Origin of the sequence: Halalkalibacter wakoensis JCM 9140 (genome assembly GCF_000513095.1) — a bacterium.
Lineage (GTDB): Bacteria > Bacillota > Bacilli > Bacillales > Bacillaceae_D > Halalkalibacter > Halalkalibacter wakoensis.
The window spans coordinates 14,235-41,131 of record NZ_BAUT01000033.1; the positions used below are offsets into that span (position 1 = coordinate 14,235).

Annotated in this window: 21 protein-coding genes and 5 pseudogenes; 18 read left to right on the forward strand and 8 right to left on the reverse strand. The window is 41.6% G+C overall.

Translation table 11 applies throughout. The features are described from left to right. From JCM9140_RS12965 to JCM9140_RS12980, 4 genes and pseudogenes are all read left to right on the forward strand, one after another. Window positions 1–1,002, forward strand: a complete 1,002-nt coding sequence (locus JCM9140_RS12965) for a DUF294 nucleotidyltransferase-like domain-containing protein (RefSeq protein ID WP_034747117.1) — start codon at window positions 1–3, stop codon at window positions 1,000–1,002. A 7-nt stretch (window positions 1,003–1,009) separates the two neighbouring features. Next, a complete protein-coding gene (locus JCM9140_RS12970) occupies window positions 1,010–1,750 on the forward strand; it encodes a 3'-5' exonuclease (RefSeq protein ID WP_034747119.1) in 741 nt (246 codons plus the stop codon). Between the two features lie 27 nt (window positions 1,751–1,777). Then, window positions 1,778–2,023, forward strand: a pseudogene (locus JCM9140_RS12975) (MerR family transcriptional regulator); the annotation flags it as partial. A gap of 761 nt (window positions 2,024–2,784) precedes the next feature. Further along, window positions 2,785–3,078 (forward strand): DUF5327 family protein, encoded by a 294-nt coding sequence (locus JCM9140_RS12980; protein ID WP_034747122.1) that lies wholly within the window; start codon window positions 2,785–2,787, stop codon window positions 3,076–3,078. Here JCM9140_RS12980 and JCM9140_RS12985 read toward each other — a convergent pair whose 3' ends face one another. After that, window positions 3,079–3,699 (reverse strand): GNAT family N-acetyltransferase, encoded by a 621-nt coding sequence (locus JCM9140_RS12985; RefSeq protein ID WP_034747124.1) that lies wholly within the window; start codon window positions 3,697–3,699, stop codon window positions 3,079–3,081. Window positions 3,700–3,837: 138 nt separating this feature from the next. Here JCM9140_RS12985 and JCM9140_RS12990 point away from each other — a divergent pair, with 138 nt between their 5' ends. Beyond that, complete coding sequence (locus tag JCM9140_RS12990) at window positions 3,838–4,209, forward strand: DUF423 domain-containing protein (protein WP_034747127.1); 372 nt, start codon at window positions 3,838–3,840, stop codon at window positions 4,207–4,209. Between the two features lie 70 nt (window positions 4,210–4,279). Here JCM9140_RS12990 and gerQ read toward each other — a convergent pair whose 3' ends face one another. From gerQ to JCM9140_RS13010, 4 genes are all read right to left on the reverse strand, one after another. Further along, entirely contained in the window at window positions 4,280–4,801 is a 522-nt protein-coding gene (gene gerQ, locus JCM9140_RS12995) for a spore coat protein GerQ (RefSeq protein ID WP_235715342.1), read from the reverse strand. A 24-nt stretch (window positions 4,802–4,825) separates the two neighbouring features. Continuing rightward, complete coding sequence (locus JCM9140_RS13000; RefSeq protein ID WP_034747133.1) at window positions 4,826–5,257, reverse strand: cell wall hydrolase; 432 nt, start codon at window positions 5,255–5,257, stop codon at window positions 4,826–4,828. Window positions 5,258–5,484: 227 nt separating this feature from the next. Next, complete coding sequence (gene hemQ / locus JCM9140_RS13005; protein WP_034747135.1) at window positions 5,485–6,234, reverse strand: hydrogen peroxide-dependent heme synthase; 750 nt, start codon at window positions 6,232–6,234, stop codon at window positions 5,485–5,487. Window positions 6,235–6,355: 121 nt separating this feature from the next. Further along, window positions 6,356–7,102 carry an enoyl-CoA hydratase/isomerase family protein gene (locus JCM9140_RS13010; RefSeq protein WP_034747137.1) on the reverse strand — a complete coding sequence of 249 codons (747 nt, stop codon included), beginning with the start codon at window positions 7,100–7,102 and terminating at the stop codon, window positions 6,356–6,358. A 275-nt stretch (window positions 7,103–7,377) separates the two neighbouring features. On the opposite strand from JCM9140_RS13010, the gene pta reads away from it, so the two are divergent. Then, window positions 7,378–8,367, forward strand: a complete 990-nt coding sequence (pta, locus tag JCM9140_RS13015) for a phosphate acetyltransferase (RefSeq protein WP_034747140.1) — start codon at window positions 7,378–7,380, stop codon at window positions 8,365–8,367. 369 nt (window positions 8,368–8,736) lie between these two features. Here pta and lipL read toward each other — a convergent pair whose 3' ends face one another. Further along, complete coding sequence (gene lipL, locus JCM9140_RS13025; protein WP_034747145.1) at window positions 8,737–9,585, reverse strand: octanoyl-[GcvH]:protein N-octanoyltransferase; 849 nt, start codon at window positions 9,583–9,585, stop codon at window positions 8,737–8,739. Between the two features lie 179 nt (window positions 9,586–9,764). On the opposite strand from lipL, the gene JCM9140_RS13030 reads away from it, so the two are divergent. From JCM9140_RS13030 to JCM9140_RS13045, 4 genes and pseudogenes are all read left to right on the forward strand, one after another. After that, window positions 9,765–9,989 carry a YuzB family protein gene (locus JCM9140_RS13030; protein WP_034747149.1) on the forward strand — a complete coding sequence of 75 codons (225 nt, stop codon included), beginning with the start codon at window positions 9,765–9,767 and terminating at the stop codon, window positions 9,987–9,989. A gap of 733 nt (window positions 9,990–10,722) precedes the next feature. After that, window positions 10,723–12,020, forward strand: a pseudogene (locus tag JCM9140_RS13035) (HD domain-containing protein). Window positions 12,021–12,035: 15 nt separating this feature from the next. Next, entirely contained in the window at window positions 12,036–12,542 is a 507-nt protein-coding gene (locus tag JCM9140_RS13040; RefSeq protein WP_034747151.1) for a YwgA family protein, read from the forward strand. Between the two features lie 142 nt (window positions 12,543–12,684). Continuing rightward, window positions 12,685–13,212, forward strand: a complete 528-nt coding sequence (locus JCM9140_RS13045; RefSeq protein WP_034747154.1) for a YwhD family protein — start codon at window positions 12,685–12,687, stop codon at window positions 13,210–13,212. A 280-nt stretch (window positions 13,213–13,492) separates the two neighbouring features. On the opposite strand, the pseudogene JCM9140_RS13055 reads toward JCM9140_RS13045, so the two are convergent. After that, window positions 13,493–15,561, reverse strand: a pseudogene (locus JCM9140_RS13055) (transglycosylase domain-containing protein). A 227-nt stretch (window positions 15,562–15,788) separates the two neighbouring features. Here JCM9140_RS13055 and speE point away from each other — a divergent pair. From speE to JCM9140_RS13085, 6 genes are all read left to right on the forward strand, one after another. Beyond that, entirely contained in the window at window positions 15,789–16,616 is an 828-nt protein-coding gene (speE, locus tag JCM9140_RS13060; RefSeq protein ID WP_034747159.1) for a polyamine aminopropyltransferase, read from the forward strand. 166 nt (window positions 16,617–16,782) lie between these two features. Beyond that, window positions 16,783–17,226: a YwiB family protein gene (locus tag JCM9140_RS13065; RefSeq protein ID WP_034747162.1), complete on the forward strand. Its 444-nt coding sequence runs from the start codon at window positions 16,783–16,785 to the stop codon at window positions 17,224–17,226. Then, the gene (gene argS, locus JCM9140_RS13070) at window positions 17,223–18,893 is read left to right on the forward strand and encodes an arginine--tRNA ligase (RefSeq protein ID WP_034747164.1); all 1,671 of its coding nucleotides are present in this window, start codon (window positions 17,223–17,225) and stop codon (window positions 18,891–18,893) included. The genes JCM9140_RS13065 and argS overlap by 4 nt, the downstream gene beginning before the upstream one ends. A 946-nt stretch (window positions 18,894–19,839) precedes the next feature. After that, entirely contained in the window at window positions 19,840–20,223 is a 384-nt protein-coding gene (locus JCM9140_RS13075) for a DUF456 domain-containing protein (RefSeq protein ID WP_369384429.1), read from the forward strand. A 60-nt stretch (window positions 20,224–20,283) separates the two neighbouring features. Beyond that, on the forward strand, window positions 20,284–20,454 hold the full coding sequence (locus JCM9140_RS13080; RefSeq protein WP_034747166.1) for a XapX domain-containing protein: 171 nt from the start codon (window positions 20,284–20,286) through the stop codon (window positions 20,452–20,454). Between the two features lie 15 nt (window positions 20,455–20,469). After that, window positions 20,470–21,252, forward strand: coding sequence for an alpha/beta fold hydrolase (locus JCM9140_RS13085; protein ID WP_034747168.1), 783 nt, complete (start codon window positions 20,470–20,472; stop codon window positions 21,250–21,252). A gap of 215 nt (window positions 21,253–21,467) precedes the next feature. On the opposite strand, the gene cls is transcribed toward JCM9140_RS13085, so the two are convergent. Beyond that, window positions 21,468–22,511 carry a cardiolipin synthase gene (gene cls / locus JCM9140_RS13090; protein WP_235715343.1) on the reverse strand — a complete coding sequence of 348 codons (1,044 nt, stop codon included), beginning with the start codon at window positions 22,509–22,511 and terminating at the stop codon, window positions 21,468–21,470. A gap of 198 nt (window positions 22,512–22,709) precedes the next feature. Between cls and JCM9140_RS13095 the strand changes: the two are divergent. Next, window positions 22,710–24,811 (forward strand): annotated as a pseudogene (locus tag JCM9140_RS13095) ((Fe-S)-binding protein). A gap of 679 nt (window positions 24,812–25,490) precedes the next feature. Then, a pseudogene (locus tag JCM9140_RS13100) lies at window positions 25,491–26,668 on the forward strand (acetyl-CoA C-acetyltransferase). Window positions 26,669–26,897: the final 229 nt, after the last annotated feature.

The window sequence follows — 26,897 nt, forward strand, 5'->3', positions numbered from 1 at the left end:
ATGTCAGGGGCAAAGAGTTATTCTACCTATGGTGAAAGCGAATGGGATAAGGAGTTGCGTCTCTTATATGAGGAGCGCCTCTCTACCATTCACAAACAGGAGCATACCTCAGCCTCACTTCAAGAAAGTCATGAGCAGATCATAAACAAAGCGGTAAGTCACGCTCTAAAAAGGACAGTAAGTGAGTGGGGCGAACCGCCCACTCACTTTGCTTTCTTTCTAATGGGAAGCGGTGGCAGGCTTGAACAATCTTTTTGGAGTGATCAAGATCATGGACTTGTGTATGAAAGCAACAACGAAGAGGATCAGTTATATTTCCTGCACTTTGGGAGAGAAATTGTCTATGCGCTTGAAAAAGTAGGATACGAGCGCTGTGATGGGAATGTAATGGCTTCGAATCGGAAATGGTGTTGTTCATATGAAAAGTGGGAAGCTCAGTTACATTCATGGTTGAAAGAAGATAAGTGGGAAACGCTTAGATACACACTAACGTTTTTTGACTCTAGGTCGATTTATGGAAAACATGAATTGCTTGATCAACTCAAGCAGACGATCTTTCAACTCATAAAAAAGGAGCCTTACTTGCTTAAAAGATTAACAGAAAATACAGGTCGGCTTAAAAAAGGAATAGGAGTGTTTAACCAATTACTTGTAGAAACAAAAGGAGTTCATAAAGGGAAATTTGATTTTAAGCAAATCGTGTTGTTTCCATATGTAAATGGACTTCGTTTACTTGCATTAGAGCAAGAAATCTTAACAAGCTCAACAATTGGAAGGTTTCAACAATTACCAACTAAATACACAAACATCAAACAGACGCAGCAATCGTTTGAAAAACTTCTAGAAAAACGAGTGGGTTGGCAACATAAAGTCGGGCAATATGAGAATATTCACCATCTCTCACTTGAATCGTTAAGTAAAGAAGAGCGAAGGTTGTTAAAAAAATGGGTAAGAGAAGGTCATCAATTGTATCAGACGATCGAAAGGCTGTTAAAAGGATGAGGAAACGATGATTAATAATATGGTTCAACTAGTCAAACAGTTGTCAAACCGCTTAAGTCCAAATGTCTATACATCACTGCAACAGCAGTCTGATGCTGCAAGGCTTACTCATTTACGTCAAATTCAGCGTCAGTTAAAGCAAGAAGACGTTCTTGACCGTCCTCTTTCTGAGCTTACCTTTATCATTTTTGATCTTGAGACGAGTGGATTTTACCCAGACAAGGGAGATAGTATTCTTTCCATTGGTGCAGTCAAAATGAAAGGATGCGAGATTTTAAGAGAAGAAACGTTTTATTCAACGGTGAAGTGCTCAAATAAACCATCAGAAGAAATTTTAGAGCTTACAGGGTTAACAGAAGAAGAACTAAATGATTCTCCTGTTTTAATGGACGTTTTATCGGACTTTTATAAGTTCATAGGCCATTCAACATTAGTTGCGCATCATGCATCTCATGAGAAAAAATTTATGTCCCATGCGACTTGGCAAACGTTACGAACGACGTTTCAACATCGAATCATTGATACTTCGTTCTTAACAAAAATTGTCGTTCCAGAAAATCTAGTAACTTTGGATGAATGTTGTGCCTATCATGATATTCCAGTAGAGACGAGGCATCATGCATTACAAGATGCACTTGTGACGGCACAGTTATGGCAAAAAAACATTCGACTTGCGAAGGAAATAGGCTTTGAGACATTACGAGACGTTTATACGTACCTAGCAAAAGGACGAATGACACAATCATAGAATGGTAACGAAGGAGGAGGGGAGCGAGTGAAGTCAGACATTCCTAGAAGACAATCGTGTTTTCCCATCCGTGTAGTAATGGAGATGACGGACTTGTCTGCCCGACAAATTCGTTATTATGAAGAACAAGGGCTCATTAAACCATCACGCAACGAGGGGAACCAAAGAATGTTCTCACTAGAAGACATTGAACGGTTTCTAGAAATTAAATCACTCATTCAACAAGGTGTAAACATAGCAGGAGTCAAAGCAATTTTCGCATCAAGGGAACAAAAAGAAGGAACTGACCACTAAGGTTAGCTCCTTCTTTTTGTTGTTTAGGTCGTATGTTAGAATAGAGGAATATAGTAAAATGGAGCCGAAGCCATTCGACTCCTGCGGGAAATAGAGGGTAGGGCACTGAAAAAGTGCTCATTTTTTCGGACTTAAAAAGTAACTTCGGTCTCGCATACCGGGATGGGGCACGCACCTGCAGGCGAGCGTTGAACCTGCTGCGCCGGTGGATTTCAACCTGCCCTTCCCTCGCGTCCGCTTGGTTGAGGGTAACGATAAATTCCCTACTCTTCAACAATCTTATGACGAGTAAAGGTATCATTGTTGTTGCCAAACTCACACATACAAAAGCTCAGCTTAGTTGTTTTTGGGTTGAGAGTATGAAAAGCTGATACCAGCAGGGGAATGACACGGAGACTCCTGCGGGAGCAGTGACCCACGTGTGAGACCCCGCAGGCGACAGCCGAGGAGGCTCACCGGGCACCCGCAGAAAGCGTAGTGTCATTCCCCTGCGGCAGTTAGGCACTTTTTCAGTGGCCTAAATTAAGGTAGGGGCGAGACCCCACAGGCATAGTCGAGGATCCTTGAGGGAGCGAGTGGCTTTCAGCGCAATGGAACGGGCCTTATAAGGATAAAAAGTTAAAAATGTGAAAACAGTTCTTTTATTTAAATTTGTGGTAAACGAGCAGCAAAAACACAAGTGAGCCACCCTATCAGTAGCTTAAGAATATACCGTTTCTAAATAAAGTGAGGGTACGAAAATGAATATACCAGCAAAACAAATCTGTGATCAGATCGATTCACAAACAGAAAAACTACGAAAGGCAATTGCTAGTGGCGACGCGACTGCCGTTCGTGAATGTGCTGCAGTCATTGAGGCATATAGTCAATTGCTAAAAGGCACTGGAACAGGCCAAGTAAAAGCTCAACCGGTTCCTCAACCTCAACCAATGCAGCACCATTACACGCAAGAGCCACAACAAACGCTTGCGAAACCACTTATCCAAAGTGGAGGAGAAATTAGTGAGAAGGATCGCAATATCCTCGATTTCTAATTACAATTGATCGTTTCGCCATTCGACCAAAATAGCATAATCAAGGGATTCCTCATCTTCAAGGTAATTAGGCATGACTTGAAGGGGACGAAGCCCTTGTTTTAACATAAACGTTAAAACAAGATCTTTGATTTCTCCCTTTTGAACTGCTTCTACATATTGGTCTGCAGTTAGTTTATCTGCGTATTCATGGTAATTTGGAATGCGACAACCTGCGATAAATCGTTTGAGTCCAAGTTTTCGAACGGTCTCTTTGCGTGCCTCATAAAGGGCCCCGGCAATCCCTTTTCCACGATAAGAAGGTCTTACACATAAATCGATTCCGTATAAACTATCCCCGTTTGGGTCGTGACTTCTTTTAATAAAGCCGTCGTCAGCGACCTCTTCCCACGTGTGTGGTTTTCCATCATAGGTGACCAGTAAGGAAGTAGCAGAGCCAACGGCAACGTCATTCTCCTCTGCAAGCAATGCACCTTCTGGAAATGTCATGACATGTGCTTCAATTTGATCCCGTGACCACCATAAGTCTTCTGGGAATGGTGGAGGAAATGCTTCTTTTTGGATGTCTAATAATCCATTAAAGTCAGCTAGTGTATATGGACGAACTCTTACTGTACTCATGAAAGAACCTCCTTTTTTGTCTATTTTAAAGAAAGAAAAGTGAAATTTCACGTAAAAGGTTGGTTTTCTAAACAAATTCTTGTTTGGTATAAATTGTGGTAAGATTTGGTTGAGTTCTTAAAAAGGAGTTGAGTAAAAATGGCAAAAATCTTTATTTTAATTGGCAGCATTATTATGGGTTTATCTGTAGCGATTGGTGCATTTGGTGCACACGGACTAGAACCACGTTTAACAGAACGTATGATGAAAAACTATCAAACAGGTGTCCAATACCATATGGTTCATGGACTCGCTATTTTAGCAGTAGGAATTATTGCATTAAAGTACCAACTTCCTGGTTTAAATGGGGCGGGGTGGAGTTTTCTAATTGGTATCCTTCTCTTTTCAGGAAGCTTGTATGCAATGGCTTTAACTGGAATCACGAAGCTTGGCGCCATTACACCAATAGGAGGTTTAGCCTTTATTGTTGGTTGGGTGTTGCTAGCAATTGCTGTGATGAGAGGGTTATAAAAACCGGTCACTTTTCAAAAGGAAAAGCCTTGAGAGATGTAGCAACTCTCAAGGCCTATTTATGTTATTGTTAAGAGCCGTTTGGACGCGGGGAGTAAGTGGCTAACGGTGCTGCTGCTTGCCCGAATGGGTAGTCATACTCAATTGGCTCAAAGAATTCGACATAATCTAGGTTTACCATAAGTAATAAGTAATGATTTTGGTCTTCAAAATCGCCAACCACGATATGATCACGTCCAGCTTCTTCTACAATTCCTTCAAACACTCGCGCATTCCATTCCGCATTGTTTTCAAACGTCATGTAGAATCTAGCTCTTTTCCCGCGGTTTAACCTAAGAATATTTTCAATGTATGATTGTTCAAGTGGCAGCATGCCTTCTTGTTGAGCAAAGAATTGTGATGGAGTCATCCCTTGTTGAAACATTTGTGACGTTTGTGTAATACCTGGCACTTGCTGATATTGATAAGCTTGAGAAGATTGATAAGGCATTTGCCCAGTTGGCTGAGTCGGTTGCTGCTGTTGAGGGAATCCTTGTTGCTGGCCATACGCTGTTGTTCCTTGTTGTTGTGGATACCATGGTTGTTGATACACATTGATCGCCCCTTTTTCAGTTAGTTAATACGTTCCGAACACTTCGCCACAATCTGAAGGCAATGGTTGATAAAAACAGTGCAACTTATAACGACCTGTATTCCACTGTCCCCACCACTGCGCAGGACACGAACCTTCTGGACGGAAGAACCATAATGAAAATTCAGCAGGATGGAACCTCTCGCCATTAATCACGCGGCGTGCTAACCGCCGATCTTTCTCTCTCGCAGTTTGGTAAAAATAACTTTTTTGGACAGCTTCAAATCCACCAGGAGACTGAAAAGCCATATGCGGTATCGTATTGACATTTCCAAAATCCATACAGCGTACTCTTGTGCGGTTAACCATAACATTTCCCGCCATTAACATACCAAGCTCTCCTTCACCTTCTGCCTCAGCTCTCATTAAACGTGCTAGCATATCGACATCATTAGAATTTGCCTTAATAACAGCCATCCGTTCACCTCCTATCCAAAGTTGACTTTCTAAGTTGTTAAGTAAGAGTTATAAACGAAACCTGCAACCTAAAATGAAAGAATGATGCCGTAATCGGTGCAGTTACTTCACTATATGAGTGGAAAAAGGGGCGTATGCATGTGTTTTCAAATTAGTCTTCGGATCCACTAGTAAAGACTATCGAAATAACAAAAAACCACACCCTAATCGATGTGGTTTCTTCCTATTTATATGCTGAAGAACTTAGGTAGGTGACTAGGTTGAAGGATGTTTCCTACATAAAATGATCCGAATTCACCATATCGAGCTGATACTTCATCAAAACGCATTTCATAAACTAATTTTTTAAATTGAAGTACATCATCAGCGAATAACGTTACGCCCCATTCCCAATCATCAAAACCAACAGAACCAGTAATAACCTGTTTCACTTTCCCAGCATAGCTGCGGCCAATCATTCCATGACTACGCATAAGGGAACGTCGGTCTTCCATCGGTAGCATGTACCAATTATCATCGCCATCACGACGCTTGTCCATTGGATAAAAACAAACGTGATTCGCTTTTGGCAATTGAGGGTACAAACGTGCTCGAACATGTGGATTTTGATAAGGATCCTCATCGCTTTCTCCTGCCATATAGTTGCTTAACTCAACAACAGATACATACGAATAAGATGGAATCGTGAATTCAGCTAAACGACTTTTGTTAAAAATGGCTTCAATCTCATTTAATTCTTCCATTGTCGGACGAAGAATCATGAGCATGAAATCAGCCTTTTGACCAACGATTGAATAAATCGCGTGGCTGCCTTTTTCATCTGCCTCTGTTTGCTCCCAATTGTCAATTTGTGATTGGAACTCTGCTATAATTTCCTCTCGTTCTTCTGCTGAGATCGTTTTCCATGCTGGCCAATTGATTGTACGGAAATCATGGAGACAATACCAACCATCTAATGTAATTGCAGCTTCGCTCATTAAAAACATCTCCTTTATGTGAAAGTATCGTTTCAAATATGTAATCAACGATACTATATCATATTTAAAACGACGAAGCCACGAACGGAGCCAGGCTGAAGAATGAGAAGTGTCTAAATTGTTACTTTCTCATGTTAAGAAAGGCTGCAATGGCCGCTTTGTGCTCTTTTGATTCACCAGCCTTGCGTTGGGCGTCTACTTCCATTTGTAAAACTTCATGTAAGGAGCTTTGGAAACTTTGGTGAAAGTTTTGCTTCATAAGGCTAAAAGCTGTAAAGGGCATTGATTTTACAGTCTCAAGAAATAGGTCAAGACCTTCAACTTGAGTGACAAGTTGAATTTGTCTAGCTTCTTCAGCAGAAAGAAGTTTGCCAAGAGCAAGCTCCATAGCATTGCCTAATCCAATGAGTCGAGGTAAAAAATAAGAAGCACCTGCATCAGGAACGAGTCCAATCTTCATAAAGCCAAGGCCTAGCGTGGCGTTTTTAGAGGCAACGCGGTAATCACACGCAAGGGCAATGCTTAAACCAGCCCCAACCGCAATCCCGTTAATATGTGCAACCGTAGGCTTTTTCATCGAAACAATTTGACGAATTAGTCGATTATACGTCTCCTCTAAAAACGTTCCATAGTCAAATGTTTGAAGATCTTCTATTGGGATGCTCTTTAAATCAGCTCCAGCGGAAAAAGCACCTTGACATCCTTGAATCACAACAACCCGAACTGTATCATCAGCGTCATAGGATTGAAGCAAATCATGTAACTCGTCGAGCAATGCTTTATTTAATGCGTTTTTTACTTCTGGTCGGTTTAGAGTAATGGTAGCAACTTGGTTTTCCACTTTGGATCTAACAGCCAATGAATTCATCTGAACGTAATCCCCCTTTATTACAAAAATGAATGACAATTCACTTTGTAAAACATCTTTTCGACACATAACCCTGAAATCCTTTGGCTATCCTAAAACTAATGTAAGAAGTAACGAAAAATGCTAATGTAGTAAGCATGAAAGCGAAAACATTATTATTTTTTAAAAAATTAACACTTTAGTGAACTTGACAATTATGGTTCCTTTTTGCTTACAAGAGGAGTATCCTTATGGTAAGAGTAAGTTAAGTACGTAAAACTTAGGGGGAATTAATCTTGAGTAATCTTTTTTCCGAAATAAAAGCACAAGTTGAAAAACATAAACCAACGATCGTTTTGCCAGAAGGAACTGACGAACGCATTTTAGAAGCAGCAGCAAATTTGGCAAAAGATCAAGTTGTTACACCGATTTTAATTGGGAATCCAACAGAGGTTAGAGCAAAAGCTATTGAGAATCAAATCGACTTGGGTGATGTGACGATTTTAGACCCTCATAACTATGAGGGAATGGATGAAATGGTGAAAGCTTTTGTTGAGCGCCGTAATGGAAAAGAAACTGAGGAGACAGCAAAAGAAAAATTAGTTGATGTGAATTACTTCGGAACGATGCTTGTTTATATGGACAAAGCCGACGGCCTAGTAAGTGGGGCTGCCCATTCAACTGGAGATACCGTTCGACCGGCATTACAAATCATCAAAACACAGCCAGGCATTAAGCGTACGTCAGGTGTGTTTGTTATGGTAAAAGATGAGCATAAATTTGTTTTCGGTGATTGTGCAATCAACATTGCTCCAAATAACGAAGAGTTAGCAGAGATTGCCATTGCGACAGCAGAAACCGCAAAAGTGTTCGGACTAGATCCAAAAGTAGCGATGCTTAGCTTCTCAACAAAAGGCTCTGCATCATCAATCGAAACGAAAAAAGTATCTGAAGCAACTAAGATGGCGCAAGAAGCAAGACCAGACTTAGTTATCGATGGAGAGTTCCAATTTGACGCTGCATTTGTTCCAGCAGTCGCGCAAAAGAAAGCACCAGATTCTCCACTTCAAGGCCAAGCTAATGTCTTCATTTTCCCAAGCCTTGAGTCAGGAAACCTTGGTTATAAAATTGCGCAGCGCCTTGGTGGATACGACGCAATTGGACCAATCTTACAAGGGTTAAACAAACCAGTAAATGATTTATCACGCGGTTGTAATGCAGCAGACGTGTATAAACTGTCCCTTATCACAGCGATGCAAGCAATCAACCAAAAAGTAACGAATTAATTTGTGAAAAGACGAAAATCACAGCGATTTTCGTCTTTTTTTAAGTTGGAGAAAAGGGTGTAGGCCAAGTTCGGACAGAAAAGAGGGGAATGAGTTAGATTGTGTCCGAAGAAGGTGCAAGTTCGGACAGAAAACTGGGTGAAGAGCTAGAAGGTGTCCAAAGAGAGTCTAAGTTCGGACAGAAAGCCGGGTGAAGAGCCAAAAGCTGTCCGAAGAGGGTGCAGGTTCGGACAGAAAGCCGGGTGAAGAACTAGAAGTTGTCCGAAGAGAGTGCAGGTTCGGACAGAAAGCAGGGGGAAAAACAAAATCCGGATTCACATTTTGCTTGGAGGGCAACCCTTTTCAGTGCCCTCCATATGCAACTATAAGCTAATGCTTTTTCTCGATCTTAGCTAATGCCTTTTCGTTACGAGCAAGCACCCTTTCGTAGTTGTCATTAAATAGACTTTGCTCTTCAGCTGAAAATGGTTCGGGAGTTAACGTGACTCCTTCTTTAAGCATTGTCTGTAGTAATTTTGTCATGACACTCGCAATCGTGAGTTCTTCATTTAGGAGCTCGCTTAATGAGGCCATCGTTTCAGGCCGTACGACGGGATAGGTAAACTTGGTTTCTTTACCGTTAACAGCTTTTTCATAAAAATGTTGAATAACCTTAGCGCGTTCGCTTCCGCTACCAGAAACACATAAATAAATTTGAACGGCCACACCACCGCGAATTCGTCGTTGTGAAATGCCAGCAAATTTTTTCCCATTGATGCTTAAATCAAAACTGCCAGGGCAGTAAGAGCCAACAATTTCGTAGGCGTCAATTTCAACTTGATACTCAGTAAATGTTTTTTGAATAAGGGAATACATAAGCTCATATCCCGAATCAATCGAAAATCCTTTCTCTTCCTTTAAAATAAGAGAAAGATTTAGAACGCCATCATCTAAGACGACAGCTAGTCCTCCTGAATTTCGGACAATCGCACGATAGCCTGCTGACTCTAAGTAATCACAGCCTTCATCGATACAAGGCAGGCGGCTATCTTGAATCCCGAGAACAATCGTATGATGGTGAACCCAGGCTCGTAATGTTGGAAGCTGATTCTGTTGGCCGATAAACGTACACAATGTGTCGTCATAGGCAAATGATTGTAGGGCATCAAAATCAGGACCAAACGTCGTATGATCTAACAGACGCCAATTTTTTGAAATGTCAAATAGAGAATTCATCATGGACATGCTCCTAATAAGTGTTTAGAATATCGATATTATACCATGTTCAAACACCTAATCATGTACAGGTAAACTAGACAATTGCTTCTATAAAAGTTTGTGATATACTAGTTGTTGGTTTAAAAAGAGGACATTCCGTTGAACATATAGATAATTGTAGGAGAAGGAGTCAAGAAAAAATGGCAAATGAGTTTCGAATTTGTGATGAATGCCAAGCGACAAACATCAAAACACTCGTCCCACGCTTGAAAAAAGTCGATGCTGATGCAACCATTGATATTAAATGCCAATCATACTGTGGTCCGGGAAGAAAAAAATCGTTTGCTTTTGTAAACAACCGTCCTGTCGCAGCACCAGACGAAGATCAGCTAATTGAAAAAGTGTTAAAAAAAATAAAAGCGTAAACCCCTTGTTACTTCGTAGCAGGGGTTTTTTGTATGGGCTAGTGGAAGTAACGAATTCTTTCCATTGCGCTACGCCTGTGGATTCTCGCCCCTACCTCTATTTTAGAGGACTAGAAAAGTCCCTCACTGCCGCAGGGGAATGACACTCCGCTTTCCGCGGGTGCCCGGTGAGCCTCCTCGGCTGTCGCCTGCGGGGTCTCACACGTGGGTCACTGGTCCCGCAGGAGTCTCCGTGTCATTCCCCTGCTAGTATCAGCTTTCATACTTTTAATCCACGATCAAACTATAATTAGCTTTTTGCGTGTGGCGGCAACGATGATGCTTTACTCGTTATAAGATCATTGAAGAGTAGGGAGCTTCTATCGTTCCTCTCAAAAAAGCGGACGGGATGGGAGGGCCGACACCCGCAGGAGGGAAGGGCAGGTTGAAATCCACCGGCGCAGCCGGTTAGTTCAACGCCCGCCTGCAGGTGCGTGCCCCCCATCCCGGGAGCGAGGGCAAAGCTCCCTTTCAAGTCCGAAGTAAACGAGCACTTTTTCAGTGGCCTCTCCTCATTTCCCCAAGGAAGAGTAACTTCCGCTTTATTTCATTAAGAGAAACAACTTCTTCAAAGCTTTACAAAAAATGACAGGATATTTGTATGATTTATGGAACTGTTATTGTATTAGGTTACAACAGGGTAAACATTCCTATATAATAGAAACTACTATTACCGGAAACGAGAGGGACGGAAATGACAAAACCTTACTACGGTCAATTAGAAGAAGAAAAAGTATTCAAAGATCCGGTCCATCGCTACATTCATGTGCGAGATGAATTAATATGGGCTCTGATTGGAACGAAGGAGTTTCAACGCTTGCGCCGTGTGAGGCAGCTTGGCACGACGTATATGACGTTTCATGGTGCCGAGCATACTCGTTTTAACCATTCGTTAGGTGTATATGAGATTACAAGGCGGATTCTTGATGTGTTTCATGGCCGTCCACATTGGAATGGAGAGGAACGTCTCCTGGCTCTCTCAGCCGCCCTTTTGCATGATGTTGGGCATGGGCCTTTTTCTCATTCCTTTGAAAAGGTGTTTGATACGGATCACGAGGAGTGGACGAGACAAATTATTTTAGGCGATACAGAAGTGCATGACGTGTTAGCAAACGTTTCTCCGGATTTTCCACAAGCGGTAGCGGATGTAATTGAAAAAACGTATTCCAATAAACTTGTGACAAGCATCATTTCAAGTCAAATTGATGCGGATCGGATGGACTATTTGCAGCGCGATGCGTACTATACGGGCGTGAGCTATGGACATTTTGATATGGAGCGGATTTTGCGTGTTATGAGGCCGATGGAAGATCAAGTAGCGATTAAGCAAAGCGGTATGCATGCCGTTGAAGATTATATTATGAGCCGGTATCAAATGTATTGGCAAGTTTATTTTCATCCGGTGACGCGCAGTGGTGAAGTGATTTTAACCAAAATTTTCATGAGAGCGAAAGAACTCTATGAGCAAGGATATGCGTTCAAACATGAGCCAAAACATTTTTATTCATTTTTTAATGGAAAAGGGAGCTTGGATGATTATTTACGGCTTGATGAGGCGATAACTCTCTATTATTTTCAAATTTGGCAAGAAGAAGAGGATCGCATTTTGAGCGATCTTTGTGTAAGATTCTGTAATAGAAAATTATTTAAGTATGTCGAATTTAATCCGAATTTGCAGATGAATGATTGGCTTGTTCTTCAGGACTTGTTCCGTAAAGCGGATCTGAACCCAGACTATTATTTAGTTGTGGATTCCTCATCAGACCTCCCTTATGATTTCTATCGTCCAGGTGAAGAGGAAGAGCGTTTGCCGATTCATTTAATTATGCCAAACGGAAAATTGCGTGAGCTCTCACGCCAGTCAGATGTTGTTGAAGCGATATCTGGAAAAAACGAACCGATCATAAACTCTATTTTCCGCTTGATTGCTTAGAGGATGAGAGTGAACATAAAGATGTGAAAAAGAAGATTCGAGATTTGTTGAACGTATAAAAGGGGGAACAGGCTTTGCTGAAGGATCATGCAAATGTAATGGCACTTTTTTTGCAAGCAGGTGAAGTGGTTGGACGGAAGAAGCTGCAAAAGATGATTTATATTGCAAAAAAAATGGACGTGCCTTTTTCAGAGCGGTTTAAGTTTCATATGTTTGGGCCTTATTCGGAGGAACTCAGCTTGCGGATGGAAGAGCTGTGCAACTTAGGATTTTTGCTAGAAAACAAAGAGGACAAAGGGAATTATTATCAATATCGGTATGCTCTGTCAGAGGAAGGGCAAAAGTTTTTAGAGCTTTACCCATTTGATTTGCCGGAAACAGAAGAGTTGATCGAACAATTAAACGGTCAAACATCACGTTTTTTAGAGCTTGTGTCTACCCTTTTGTATTTTGAGGAACTAAATCGCGATGAAGTGAAGGAAAAAGTGTTTACACTGAAAAAGAAATCGAATTATACGGAAGATGACATCGAACAAGCCTATGATTTTATTGAATCACTAAGAACGCTCGGGTCCTCATAAAAGCTCACTCTTTGGAGTGAGTTTTTTCGACAATAGGGAAAACCTATTGCTACGTATGCAAAATAGAAATAACTTAACACTAGCATTAAGCAGGCAGTTTTGTGTAAAATTTGAACAAAGGCAGGAAAAGGAAGGTGTAGGAATGGACTTATTAAATAACGATAACCTGAAAAAGAAAAAAAGTAGTGGGTTTAACATTTTAAGCAATGACTCGACGGACGGGCACGGTGGGTACGGTGCGGGTACAATGAATTTAGATAACGTTTCACCAGTTTTTGTTGATCCGACAGAGGGGGAAGCGTTTGTTGACATGGGGGCTCTTCATGCTCGCTCTGCCGTAGAAAAGCGTATTAAGTTTCTTCCTGATAAAGAGAAGGTTCCAAATGGAAAGTTATACTGGCTCTGCTGGGTAACCATTGGCCACAAAGCAGGTAAGCCATATTATGCAGGTGTTGCGGGTTGTGAGATGACCGTAGATATAGAAATTAGACGTGGATACAAAAGCTTACCAGAACACGTTAATAAAATGGATAAATCGCTAAAAGGGAAAATCCTTGTAGATGATATGGATGATAAGTCAAAGAAAATTTTAGCGGACTTCTTAAAGTCACATAATGAGGAAATGTGGAACAACTCTGAGCAAGAGCTACATGAGGCGTTAGAAGGATAGTTGGATATTGGGATTTTGAATTTGTAAACCCCTAATATCGAATAACTTTGAAAGATTTTTGAACACTGATTCCGATGCTTGAGGTTTTTGATTATTACGAGTAAACTGAAGGAAGTATAAACAGCACATTTATACTAGGACACGAAAAAGCGCAAGGGATTGGACACCCTTTGCGCTTTTTCTTATTGGTATTTTTTTCCTTTTTTTAGTTGTGTGTACCTTGTTTGTTCCATTTTCACTTTGATGCTGAGCGCTTCCGGAATCTCGAACATCACTTAAATTAATGTCCGAACCATTTAAAAAAACGATCAATAAACCGCTCCTTTTCATGGGTTTCTTCGTCAATTGCCTCGACCTCTTCACCATCTGTTGCTGGTTTTGGACATTCTTTTGTTGGTTCTGTTCCTTCTACGAAATACGTCACACGATGAGTTGGACAATCTTCTGTCGCTAATAATCCATTGGCTGGATTCATTTCGACTCCAACAACTCCATCTGGAATTGGAAAATCAATAGCGGGCTGATCACTTAGTGCATGTTCAGTAAAGTTCGCCCAAATCTTCTTCGCGCGTTGCCCATCTGTTGAATGATTCAACCTCGTATTACTATCATGACCAACCCACACACTTGTAACAAGTTGTGGAGTGTAGCCAACCATCCAGCTGTCTAAAGTTGTTGAACCAGATTTACCTGCAACAGGACGGTTGATTAAATGAGCAACCGAACGGCCTGTAACCGAAGCATGTGCACTTAAGTGTGGGTCAAACATGCCTTTCATTAAATCCGTTGTAATAAAAGCTAACTTAGGATCTAGAACTTGTTCAAGTTGTGGCTCTGACTCGTAAAGAACCTCTCCATTGGCATCAACCACCTTTTTAATAAAGCGAGGCTCTACCTTTTTGCCACCATTGGCAACGCGCTATAAGCTCTTGCCATTTCCGTTACGGTTACATCTGATGTGCCGAGTGCAAGAGAAGGCCGGTCATCTAGTGGACTTTCAATGCCAACACGTTGGGCAACTTCTACTAATCGACTTGTCCCTAAATACAGGTGAGTTTTGACCGCATAAATATTATCGGAAAATGCCATGGCTTGAAGCATTGTGATAAAATCATTGGCATAGTTTTGATTAAAGTTCCCTGGTGCCCACGTTTGACGACCTTCATCTACTTCAAACACCGTTTCTTCACTTAGCAATGTAGAGGCTGATGTGAATCCATTTTCTAGTGCTGCATAGTACAAAAATGGTTTAAAAGATGATCCTGGGCTTCTCGTTGCTCGGGTTGCTCGGTTAAATGGGCTTTCGATGTAATCTTTTCCTCCTACCAATGCTTTTACATCTCCTGTACGAGGGTCCATTGCGACAAGGGCCGTTTGAAGATCTGAATCAGGCATCTCCCGATCAACCCAATATTCTGCTTCTTTTTGCATATCTGGATCAAGTGTTGTATAAATTTTTAATCCACCCGCTTCAAAGAGCGCTGGATCAATCCCAATGTCCTGAATGAGCATGCTTTCAACTGCATCTTGAAAATAAGGTCCGACGGTTGCTGAGCTTTCTAATTCATCATGAGTAAAATCAAGAGGCTCAGCATGGGCTTCGTCTGCCTCTACTTGTGTGATCACCCCGTTTTGTACCATTGATTGAAGCACAACCGCTTGGCGACTTTTGGCTCGCTCTAAATCAAACAATGGTGAATAAAAACTCGGACCTTTCGGGATACCTGAAAGCATACTTGCTTCTGCAAGGGTTAAATCATCAGATGATTTTCCGAAGTAATGATGGGAGGCGGCTTCAATTCCGTAAGCCCCGTGACCATAGTAGACCGTATTCAAATAACCTTCTAAAATTTGATTTTTGTCATAGTTCATCTCTAGGCGTAAAGAATAAAGCAATTCGTTCCATTTCCGTACCCATGTTTTATCGTGACTTAAGTACAAATTTCGAGCATATTGTTGGGTTAGTGTACTTGCTCCTTGAGCCATAGAACCGGCACGGAGGTTGGCCACAACAGCCCCCCCAATTCGAGTCAGGTCAAAACCCATATGGCGATAAAACCGCCGATCCTCAATGGAAATGGTTGCATCAATCACATCTTGATCAATGGAAGATAAGTCAACCCAATGTCTGTTCTCTCCTTGATGGTGTTGACCAATGGGCGAATGGTCGGCACCGTAGAAAACGGTTGTTTGGGAAACATTGAGAGGAGGAGGACCTTGCATTTTCGTATACGAAAGAAGGCCAACAGCCCCTCCTGCTGCTAATACTAAAGAAATTAACAATAGACGAAAAAATAAACGGACTAAGCGCCTTTTGCGGCGTACTCGTCGGTCAATGACGACTTCCATTACGTCACCCCGTTCTGTAAGATAAATTTTATTATGGCGATTGCGAACAAATGCGTTCATGAAGCGGTTCGCTTATCTATTCATCATGGGTAAGAAAGCAACGTTTTAAACATAAAAACAGAGAAGATTCCTTTTGTTTCACTTGTCTTTTTTATTTCTTAGAGTAGAACGAACGGAATTAGAAGATTCTATGTAATGGGAAACAAGCGATAAACGAGGTGAATAGCATGGAATTGTGGTACACGGAAAAACAGACTGAACAGTTTGGGATTACGGCAAAAATTAAGCAAACCCATCATTCGGAACAAACGGAATTTCAAAAACTGGACGTGATTGAGACAGAGGAGTTTGGCAACATGCTCGTATTAGATGGAATGGTGATGACAACGGAAAAAGATGAATTTGTCTACCATGAGATGGTAGCCCATGTACCTCTATTTACTCATTCAAATCCAAAGCGTGTGTTAGTCGTTGGCGGCGGTGATGGCGGAGTGATTCGTGAAATTTTAAAGCATCCTTCTGTTGAACAAGCAATCCTTGTTGAAATTGATGGAAAAGTAATTGAGTACTCCAAAAAATATTTGCCAACTATAGCAGGCTCCCTAGATGACCCTCGTGTCAACGTTCAAGTGGACGATGGATTTATGCATATTGCCAAATCAGAAAATGAGTATGACGTCATAATGGTCGATTCAACGGAACCGGTTGGGCCTGCTGTGAAATTATTCGAAAAAGGATTTTATGAAGGAATTGCAAAAGCGTTAAAAGAGGATGGTATATTTGTTGCCCAAACGGACAATCCTTGGTTTCATAGTGATTTGATTAAAAATGTATTCAAAGACGTAAAAGAAATCTTTCCGATTACACGTTTGTACACAGCCAACATTCCAACATACCCAAGTGGTCTTTGGACGTTTACGATTGGCTCTAAACAATACGATCCACTACAAGTGGAGGATAGCAGATTTTTTAAGCTCGAGACGAACTATTATACAAAAGAGCTTCATAAAGCGGCTTTTGCTCTCCCGAAGTTTGTTGACGACTTAATCAAATAGAAGAAATGAACATCGAAAGAGCAACCAATGCGTTGCTCTTTTTACATAGGGGACAGTGCCTTTTTTAACGAGTTAAAGAATGATGAGGGCAGGCTCCTTATTTCGATCTTGCATGTCCTACGTAAACTAGATAAACTATGAAGGATAGAGAGGTGTGCGAGCCGGAATGAATAAAACGACAAAACGTTCACTAAAAATGCGATTTCAAACGAAGATTGATCACGGGGATCATACCGATTCCTATGAGTTTACAACCCGAGGTGAATTATTTCATAAAGGGAGTCAAGATTATTTGCGATTTGAAGAGGTCCTATCAGAAAATGAAAGTGTACAAACGACGATGAAATGGGATGGCCGTGAACTAATGCTAATTAGGCAAGGAGCAATCCTAATGAGACAAGGCTTTATTGTCGGTGAGGAAACACTCGGTCGATACGTGACATCTGATGCCTCATGGGAAACAACAGCATCAACAGAAAAATTACTTGTCCAATGGCCAACAGGAAAAAATCGAGGCCGCATACAACTTACATATAAATTTGCGTTGCAAGGTCAAGAGACGGGTACTCATTCCGTTCGGTTAACTTTAGAGGAGGATACAAGCAAATGAATAGCGTAGAACAAATTAAACAGCAACTAAAAGAGCAAATTGTTGCAGCAGTAGAGGCGGCCGGATTAGCAACCGCCGATCAAATTCCAGAGGTTGTACTTGAAACACCAAAAGAAAAGACGCATGGTGACTATGCGACGAACATGGCTATGCAACTAGCACGTGTGGCCAAAAAGGCGCCGAGAATGATTGCAGAGGAACTTGTTGCAAACTTAAATAAGGAGCGCGCATCCGTAGAAAAAGTGGAGATTGCGGGCCCTGGTTTTATTAATTTCTTCATGGATAACAGCTACTTACGCGATGTGGTCCCAGCTGTTTTAAAGGCTGGAGATGCTTATGGTGAGACGAACGTTGGAGGAGGCAAAAAAATCCAAGTCGAGTTTGTATCTGCGAATCCAACAGGTACATTGCACTTAGGTCATGCTCGTGGAGCAGCAGTCGGAGATGCATTATGTAACGTCTTAGCAAAAGCAGGGTATGATGTCGAGCGTGAATATTATATCAATGATGCAGGAAATCAAATTCACAACTTAACCCTTTCACTAGAAGCACGTTACTACCAAGCGCTAGGATTAGAAAAGCCAATGCCAGAAGATGGCTATCATGGTCAAGATATCATTGATTTTGGACAAGCTTTAGCTAGCGAACATGGAGATCAGTATGTTCATGTTTCAGAAGAAGAACGTCACACATTTCTTCGTCAGTATGGACTAGAAAAAGAGCTTGAAAAAATTAAAGTTGACTTAAAGGAATATCGCGTTGAATTTGATAACTGGTTCTCAGAAACATCTTTATATGAATCAGAAAAAGTAACGGAGACATTAAAAGTATTAGCTGAAAAAGGGGAAACGTACGAAGAAGACGGGGCAACATGGTTCCGGTCTACAACGTATGGAGACGATAAAGATCGTGTGTTAATTAAAAACGACGGAAGTTATACGTACTTAACACCAGATATTGCGTACCACCAAGATAAAATGAATCGTGGCTTTGAGAAGCTTATCAACATCTGGGGAGCTGATCACCACGGGTATATTCCGAGAATGCGTGCAGCCATTCAAGCACTCGGTTATGCTCCGGAACAGCTTGACGTTGAGATTATTCAAATGGTGAGCTTGTATCAAGGTGGAGAAAAAGTAAAGATGAGCAAACGAACTGGAAAGGCCGTAACGTTGCGTGACTTAATGGAGGAAGTAGGAATTGACGCAACGCGTTACTTCTTTGCGATGCGCAGCGCTGATACACAGTTAGATTTTGATATGGATTTAGCTGTATCAAAATCTAATGAGAATCCAGTTTATTATGTGCAATATGCTCATGCACGTGTGTGCAGCATGCTTCGTCAAGGGGCTGAACAAGGATTTACGTTTGATGAAAAGACGGATCTTTCAGCGTTATCTTCAGAAAAAGCTTATGATTTATTAAAAGCAATTGGAGATTTCCCAGAAGTCATAGCGGAAGCAGCGGAAAAACAAATCCCGCACCGGATTACAAACTATGTTCATGAGGTAGCATCAACTCTACACAGCTTTTACAATGCGGAACGAGTTATTGATCCAGAACAAAAAGAAGCATCCAATGCGCGTCTTGCCCTAATGAAAGCCACTCAAGTAACAATCAAAAATGCCCTTGCATTAGTTGGTGTAGAAGCGCCAGAAAAAATGTAAGAGGGGTAACAAAAAGCAATTGATTAGCAGGTAACCAGCCGGAGGGGAATGACACTGCGCTTTCCGCGGGTGCCCAGTGAGCCTCCTAGGCTGATGTACTGCGGGGTCTTACACGTGGGTCACTGTCTTCCACGAGTTAATGGGTAACCAGCCGCAGGGGAATGACACTGCGCTTTCCGCGGGTGCCCGGTGAGCCTCCTCGGCTGACGCCTGCGGGGTCTCACACATGGGTCACTGCTCCCGCAGGAGTCTCCGTGTCATTCCCCTGCTAAGGTTACTTTTTTATCTTGTAATTTTTAATGGCGCTCAATTGGATAGATTAAAAAAGGGAACACCATTCACATAAAGTGAGGACATGTTCCTTTTTTTATTATAGGGAACTAATGGTCTTTTGTGCTTTAATTTTGAATATGTTTCCGTGGCTTTCCTTGTTTTTTATATCCTCTCTTGTGTGCTTTTTTCTATCCAAATGCAGCATAGTTTCATAACCTGAAGGATAAAATCAAAATTGGCGGGTTAGTTTGTAATATAAGTTCTTTTCACCAGGTTGTTTTTAAACTCCTACTAAAAGAATTTTATCTTAGTGAAATGGAGCGGAAGCCACTCGACTCCTGCGGGAAATAGAGGTAAGGGCGAGACCCCACAGGCGAAGCCGAGGAGGCTCGCCACCTCCCCGCGGAAAGCGAGTGGCTGCAGCGCAATGGAACGAACACGGGAAAAACACGCAACCCATTACACTGACCTAAAGATTGCTACTTCAAAATGTCCTCTCTGTGAAATGAAGCGAGTGGCTGCAGCGTAATGGAACGTTCCCCCATTAAAGAACAATATTAGAGTAGTACGGGAGGCAAAGACATGGACATCATCATTTGGGTACCATTATGGCTTTATTTGTATTAAGTTTCATCGGATTGATCTTTCCAATCATTCCATCTGTCCTTGTATTATGGATAGCTTTTCATTATACGCCTTTACACTTGGTACGCTCTCACTCTGGTTCTGGATCGGAGCTGGATTGTTAACCATTTTGATCATAGTAGCGGATTTAATCGCCAATCAATACTTTGTGAAAAAATACGGAGGATCAAAATGGGGAGAACGAATGGCAGTGATTGGCGTCATCATTGGCTCATTTGTATACCCACCATTTGGATTAATTTTAGTCCCCTTCCTTTTAGTATTTGTAACAGAGTTCATCTCAAGTAAAAAAGCCAACCACGCACTTAAAGTAGCGACTGCATCTTTACTCGCATTTTTAAGTAGCACATTTGCCAAATTTATGATCCAGTTACTTTTGCTTATTTTATTTATTGTAAATATTATTTTTTAACGATCAAATCGCATGAAAACTGTGAATTTACACATAGTAAAGACAGAAAGAAGGGATATTATGCAGGAAGTGTTATTGGCACTAATTGCAGGCTTAGTCGTAGGGTTTTTCTTTGCTCTCATAAAATTACCAATCCCAGCACCACCAGCACTTGCAGGGGTAATGGGGATCGTCGGGGTCTATTTGGGCTACAAACTCTTTCATTGGCTACTGCCATTTATACAATCTTAAGAAGGAGGCGGACCTTTGCCTTATTTAAAGTCTGACGAAGCTCATTTTTATTATGAAGTTCATGGAGAGGGAACGCCTATTGTCTTTTTTCATCCTCCAGTGATGGGGATAGAAACGTTTGAGTATCAAAAAGTACTTTCAAAGAAATATCAGCTCATCTTTATCGACCTAACAGATAGTGGAAGAAGCTCAAAAAGAGCAGAGCAAACGTCGGTAAGTGACTTCGCAAAGCTTGCTTACATCCTGGTGTCAAAGTTAGAATTAGATTCCGTCATTGTTTGTGGGTATTCTAATGGAGGTTCGGCCGCTCAAGAATTTGCTCTAGCGTATCCGGAAATGACTAAAGGGGTTATTTTAATTAGTAGTTTTCCAGAAGTGTCCTCATTTTTACTAAGCCAAGAATTCAATTTAGGTATATGGGCAGCCAAAAATGAGCTTCTCAATTTGTTTTCCATTGTTTTGCCCAAAGCTCATTTTCGCAAAAAAGAGGAACAACGAAAGATGGCGTTTTTTATTAAGCAAGGAGATTCATCAACGCTTAAAAAGATTTACGAACAAGGAAAGCAGTATGTTTCTACAGATCGTTTGAAACAGCTAAATGTTCCCGTCCTTTTGATTTATGGAAAGCTCGATGCCTTTACTCCGCATTATTCGCTAGCCTTTTTTAAAGAATTAAAAGATGCGGATATTGTATTCGTTTCTGGAGTCGCTCATCAAGTCCCAACAAAGCGACCAGATCAGTGTAATGCCGTAATTGATAGCTGGATAACACGCAAAAATTTAAATAACCAAATATAAAACCTGGACCGCTCTTTTGAGAGGTCCAGGTTGTTTTAGTAAGATCTGAAAGAGGAATTAAACTTAAAGTAAACCGGATACGAGCTTGGCAACTTGTTCTTTTCCTTTTTGAGTAATGGGGCGTTTTTCGTATGCAGCGAGTGTGAGTCTTTCAGAAATGGAAATATCGTGTTCAAGTTCCTTTAAAACGTTCTGAATAAAGTCGGCATCATAAATTAAACAATTGATTTCATGATTGATATGGAACTGCGTTGATCAAAATTAGCTGTTCCAATATCACAAACTTGATTGTCAATGACGACCGCTTTTGCATGAAAGAAACCACGATAATACTGATACACGTTGATTCCAGCTTCGATAAGTGGTTTAAAGTAAGGAAATGCAGCTTCTTTCACAAGTGGATGGTCTCCTTTTTTTGGGACAATCAGTTTCACATCAACACCGCGCTTGGCAGCAGTAATTAATTCTTTTTGTAACGCATTTCCGGGTATAAAATAAGGGGTTCCAATGACGATTGTTTCTTTTGCCTGACTGACTAAATCAATAAACGTCTCTTCAAGATAGGTCCCGTCAGTTGGCAAAATCCGTAGTGGAAGGGCACCTTTTTTTAGAAATGGATAATGTGACGCCTTTTCCGTATAAGTCTGTTTAGCTGTTTGCCAATCTTGTAAGAATTGACCTTGTAAATCCTGCACACCGTCTCCGTCAAGTCTAAGATGAAAATCACGCCAAGGACCAAACTTAGGATCACGCCCTAAATACTCATCGCCGACATTGTAGCCTCCAATATACCCAACACGACCATCTAAAATGGCTAACTTTCGATGATTTCGACGATTAAAAGTGAAGAACAAATAAGGCAATGAAACAGGGTGAGAATAAGCAAAGTAAGCTCCAGCTTCTCTTAAAGCTTTTACATCTTTCTTAGTGATATCACAGCCTAACCGATCAACAAGTAGCCTGACGGTTACCCCCTCTTTTGCCTTTCCTTTTAGGATCTTGAGTAATTTCCGGCTAATGTGATCATCTCTAAAGATGTAAAAAAGCAAATGTACGTGATCAGTTGCTTGTTCTATGTCTGCAAACAACTTTTTGTAGAATTCGTCCCCGGTTGGCAAAAGGGTAACATCTGCATGTCTCGTCTTTTGAACGTGACGTGTTGCTTCCTTCCTTTGTTTCCTGAGTCCTAATACAAAGTCTACTCTCAACCAAATGAGAACAGCAATGACAATGAGAGCAGTCATAATCCATCCATTCATAGCATAACCTTCTTTCTACAAGAGCGTATGCAATGGCTTCGCATATGATTAATGGCTTGGCTCATTGCAGTTCTCCTCTTAGGATGTACGAATATCTACAACTTCATGAGAAAAAGATTTCAAAAAATGAATGACCATTCATTCAAGTCGTGCTATACTGACAGTAGAAAATGAATTAAAGAGGGGAGAGGTTGATTTATGGAAGCGTTAACATTGTTGAATTGGATCTTGTTTTTAGCCGTTACTTCATATGCAGTGTATTTATTCATCACACTCGTTAAAACAAGGTATGAGTACATTAAACTTGGTAAAAAAGCTGAATTTCATCACTCTTTGAAGGAACGGATTAATGCAGTCTGGGTTAACGTATTTGGTCAGAAGAAATTAATGAAAGATAAAAAAAGTGGCGTCATTCATTTTATGTTTTTTTATGGCTTTTTACTTGTACAACTTGGAGCAATTGATCTTATTTGGAAAGGGTTAGCAATCGGGTCTCACTTGCCACTAGGGCCGGTATATCCATTTTTTACATTTTTCCAAGAAATTATCGTTCTCATGATTTTAGTTGCTGTCGTTTGGGCCTTTCATCGTCGTTATATTGAGAAATTAGGTAGATTAAAAAGAGGTTGGAAATCAGGTCTTGTTCTTATTTTTATCGGTGGGCTGATGACATCAAAGCTCCTTGCAAAAGGGATGGAGATGATTTGGTTTGAAAAATCGTTCTCGGGATTTGAGCCAATTGCATCTGGAATCGCTGCCGTTTTTGGTTTCATACCAACGGTAGCAGCAAGTGCTTTGTTCTTTGTTTTCTGGTGGATGCATTTGCTCTTTTTATTATGCTTCCTTGTTTATGTGCCGCAATCTAAGCATGCACACTTAATTGCTGGACCAATTAATGTGTTCTTAGGACGTACCCATAAAGTGGGTCAGCTGTCTTCAATCAATTTTGAAGATGAAAATCAAGAAGTGTTTGGGGTAAACCGAATTGAAGATTTCAATCAAAAGCAATTGGTTGACTTATATGCATGTGTTGAGTGTGGACGGTGTACGAATATGTGTCCGGCAACGGGAACAGGGAAAGTTCTATCGCCGATGGACTTAATTGTCAAAATGCGTGATCACTTAACGGAAAAAGGGGCTGCTGTTACGTCAAAATCAGCATGGCTTCCTGAATTTGCCTTCTCGAATACGAAAGCAAATCAGCTAGCGATGCAAGGAGCAGGTGGGACAGAAGCGGCAGCTGGATATGATGTTAGTTTGATTGGTGATGTCATTACGGAAGAGGAGATCTGGGCATGTACGACATGTCGTAACTGTGAAGACCAATGTCCTGTCATGAATGAACATGTTGATAAAATCATTGATATGCGTCGTTACCTTGTTTTGACAGAAGGAAAAATGGATGCAGATGCACAGCGAGCAATGACGAATATTGAGCGTCAGGGAAATCCATGGGGCATTAGCCGAAAAGAACGTGAAAACTGGCGTGATGGACGTGATGATATTCATGTACCAACGGTGAAGGAATTGGAAAAAGCAGGGGAAGAGTTTGAGTTTCTTTTCTTTGCTGGATCTATGGGATCATACGACAAACGCAGTCAAAAAATTGCACAATCATTTGCCAAAGTCATGAATGAAGCAGGTGTCACATTTGCGATTATTGGAAACAAAGAAAAAAATTCAGGTGATACGCCTAGACGATTAGGCAACGAATTTTTATTCCAAGAGTTAGCAACAGCTAATATCGAATTGTTCCAAAAGCACAATGTGAAAAAAATCGTGACGATCGACCGCATGCCTACAACACGTTTAAAAATGAGTATCCGGAATTTGGATTAGAGGGAGTCGAGGTTTATCATCATACGGAGTTGTTGGCTGAACTCATTAAAGAAGGGAAAATCAAGCCAAAGTATGAAGTCAATGAAAAAATCGTCTATCATGATTCCTGTTATCTTGGGCGTTACAACGAAGTCTATGAGCCACCGAGAGACATTTTAAAAGCCATTCCGGGTGTTGAGATCGTCGAGATGAAACGAAATCGTCAAGACGGGATGTGCTGTGGTGCCGGTGGCGGTTTGATGTGGATGGAGGAACATGAGGGAACACGCGTGAATGTGGCGCGGACAGAACAGGCGCTTGAAGTTCAGCCATCGATGATTGGAAGTGGATGTCCATATTGCCTAACCATGTTAAGTGATGGAACAAAAGCGAAAGAAGTCGAAGAAGAAGTGGAAACATTAGATGTTGTAGAAATCTTAGAAAAATCGCTTATTCAAAAAGAAGAAGAGGTTGTTCACTAGAATAAAAGGAAAGGGCTTTCATAAACATGAAATAAGAAGACAAAAGGGGCCTGAATAATAGATTCAGGCTTTCTTTGAAGGTTTCAAATGAAAGTGATATTCGGCGGAGGCCACTGAAAAAAAGTGCTTAACTGCCGCAGGGGAATGACACTCCGCTTTCCACGGGTGCCCGGTGAGCCTCCTCGGCAGTCGCCTGCGGGGTCTCACACGTGGGTCACTGCTCCCGCAGGAGTCTCCGTGTCATTCCCCTGCTAGGGTTACTTTTACTCTTCTACGATATCTTTTAACACATTCATTTTCTCTTTAACGGATGGGATTTGAGCGATTTGTGGTTCACCTTCTTCAACAACAGAAATTACTGTTGGAAAATACTCTAATTCATCTGCAACGTCGTTAGACTTTGCTTTCTCTGGGGAATTCTATCGTCCCTCTCAACAAAGCGTGCCCCCCATCCCGGGAGCGAGATCAGAGCTCAAACCCGAAATAAACGAGCACTTTTTCAGTGGCTTCAAGTAGAGGTAGGGGCGAGATCCCACAGGCGTAGTGTACAGCGGTGGAGGCTCGCGACTTCCTTACGGGTGTGAGTGGTTGAAGTGCAATAGAACGAACATCGCATAACGAAAATACTTATATAAAAAAACATGAGTGAGCGTTCGCTCAGAATCTGAGGGGGATTGAAATGAGAACAGTGATTGTTAGTGGAGCAAGAACACCTTTTGCCAAATATGGAGGAGGCTTACGTTCGTTACAAGCAAGTGAATTAGGCGGAGTCGCCATCAAAGAAGCGTTAACTCGAGCAAACTGGTCAGCTGATGCAGTTGATGGACTCATCATGGGCAGTGTTCTTCAAGCAGGACAAGGACAGATACCGTCAAGGCAAGCCGCAAAGCACGCTCATTTGCCTTGGTCTGTCCAAACAGAAACAATAAACAAAGTTTGTGCTTCAGGAATGAGAAGTGTGACGATGGCTGATCAAATCATTCGGTTAGGCGAAGCGGGGTTATTGTTGCTGGTGGGATGGAATCAATGAGCAATGCCCCTTACTACTTAAAAAACGCTAGATGGGGAGAGCGAATGGGGCACGGTAAAATGGTTGATGGCATGCTTTATGACGGGTTAACGTGCGCTTTTCATGATGTTCATATGGGTACTTATGGGAATAAGACCGCACACGAATTAGGAATCTCGAGAGAAGAGCAAGATGCTTGGGCTTACGAAAGCCACATTAAGGCAATTACGGCAATGGAATCTGGCAAACTAGCAAAAGAAATCGTCGCTGTGGACGTAACACAACGAAAAGGACCTCCTCATGTCGTAAGCGAAGATGAAGCCCCGCGCAAAGACACATCCATTGAGACATTAGCAAAACTAAAACCTGTCTTTGGCAAAGATGGAACGATCACAGCGGGCAATGCCCCAGGAGTGAACGACGGAGCAGTGGCGTTGTTGCTCATGTCTGAGAAAAAAGCAAAGGAAGTAGGACTCGACCCTCTTGCAGCGATTGTGGCACATACTGCAATCGCGATCGAACCAGAACAATTCCCGAAAACGCCAGGACTCGTCATCAATAAGCTGCTAGAAAAAACGAACAAAAAAGCAGATGAGATCGATCTTTTTGAAATAAACGAAGCTTTTGCAGCCGTTGCGCTAGCAAGCAAACAAATCGCTGGACTCGACAAGGAGAAAATCAATGTAAACGGTGGTGCCGTCGCCCTAGGTCACCCAATTGGTGCAAGTGGCACGCGTATCATCCTAACACTTGCGTACGAACTTAAAAGAAGAGGCGGCGGCCTCGGCATCGCCGCCATCTGCAGCGGAGGAGGCCAAGGAGACGCCGTGATGATAGAGGTTACATAAAAAGGGCGGTCTTCCCTTTTTATGTAACCGAAGCGATGAGCGGAGCCGCCGTCATGTTTTAAGGCTTTTGAGCGATCTTCTCAAAAGGCGCACGGCGAGAGGAGCCATCGCAAGCGTGATCGCACAGGTAAGGGGAAGGGCGATCTTCCCTTTTGATTACACCGAAACTAGAAGATAAATTCTATAGTATATGTTTTTTCCTCTTAGTGAAATGGAGAGAAAGCCACTC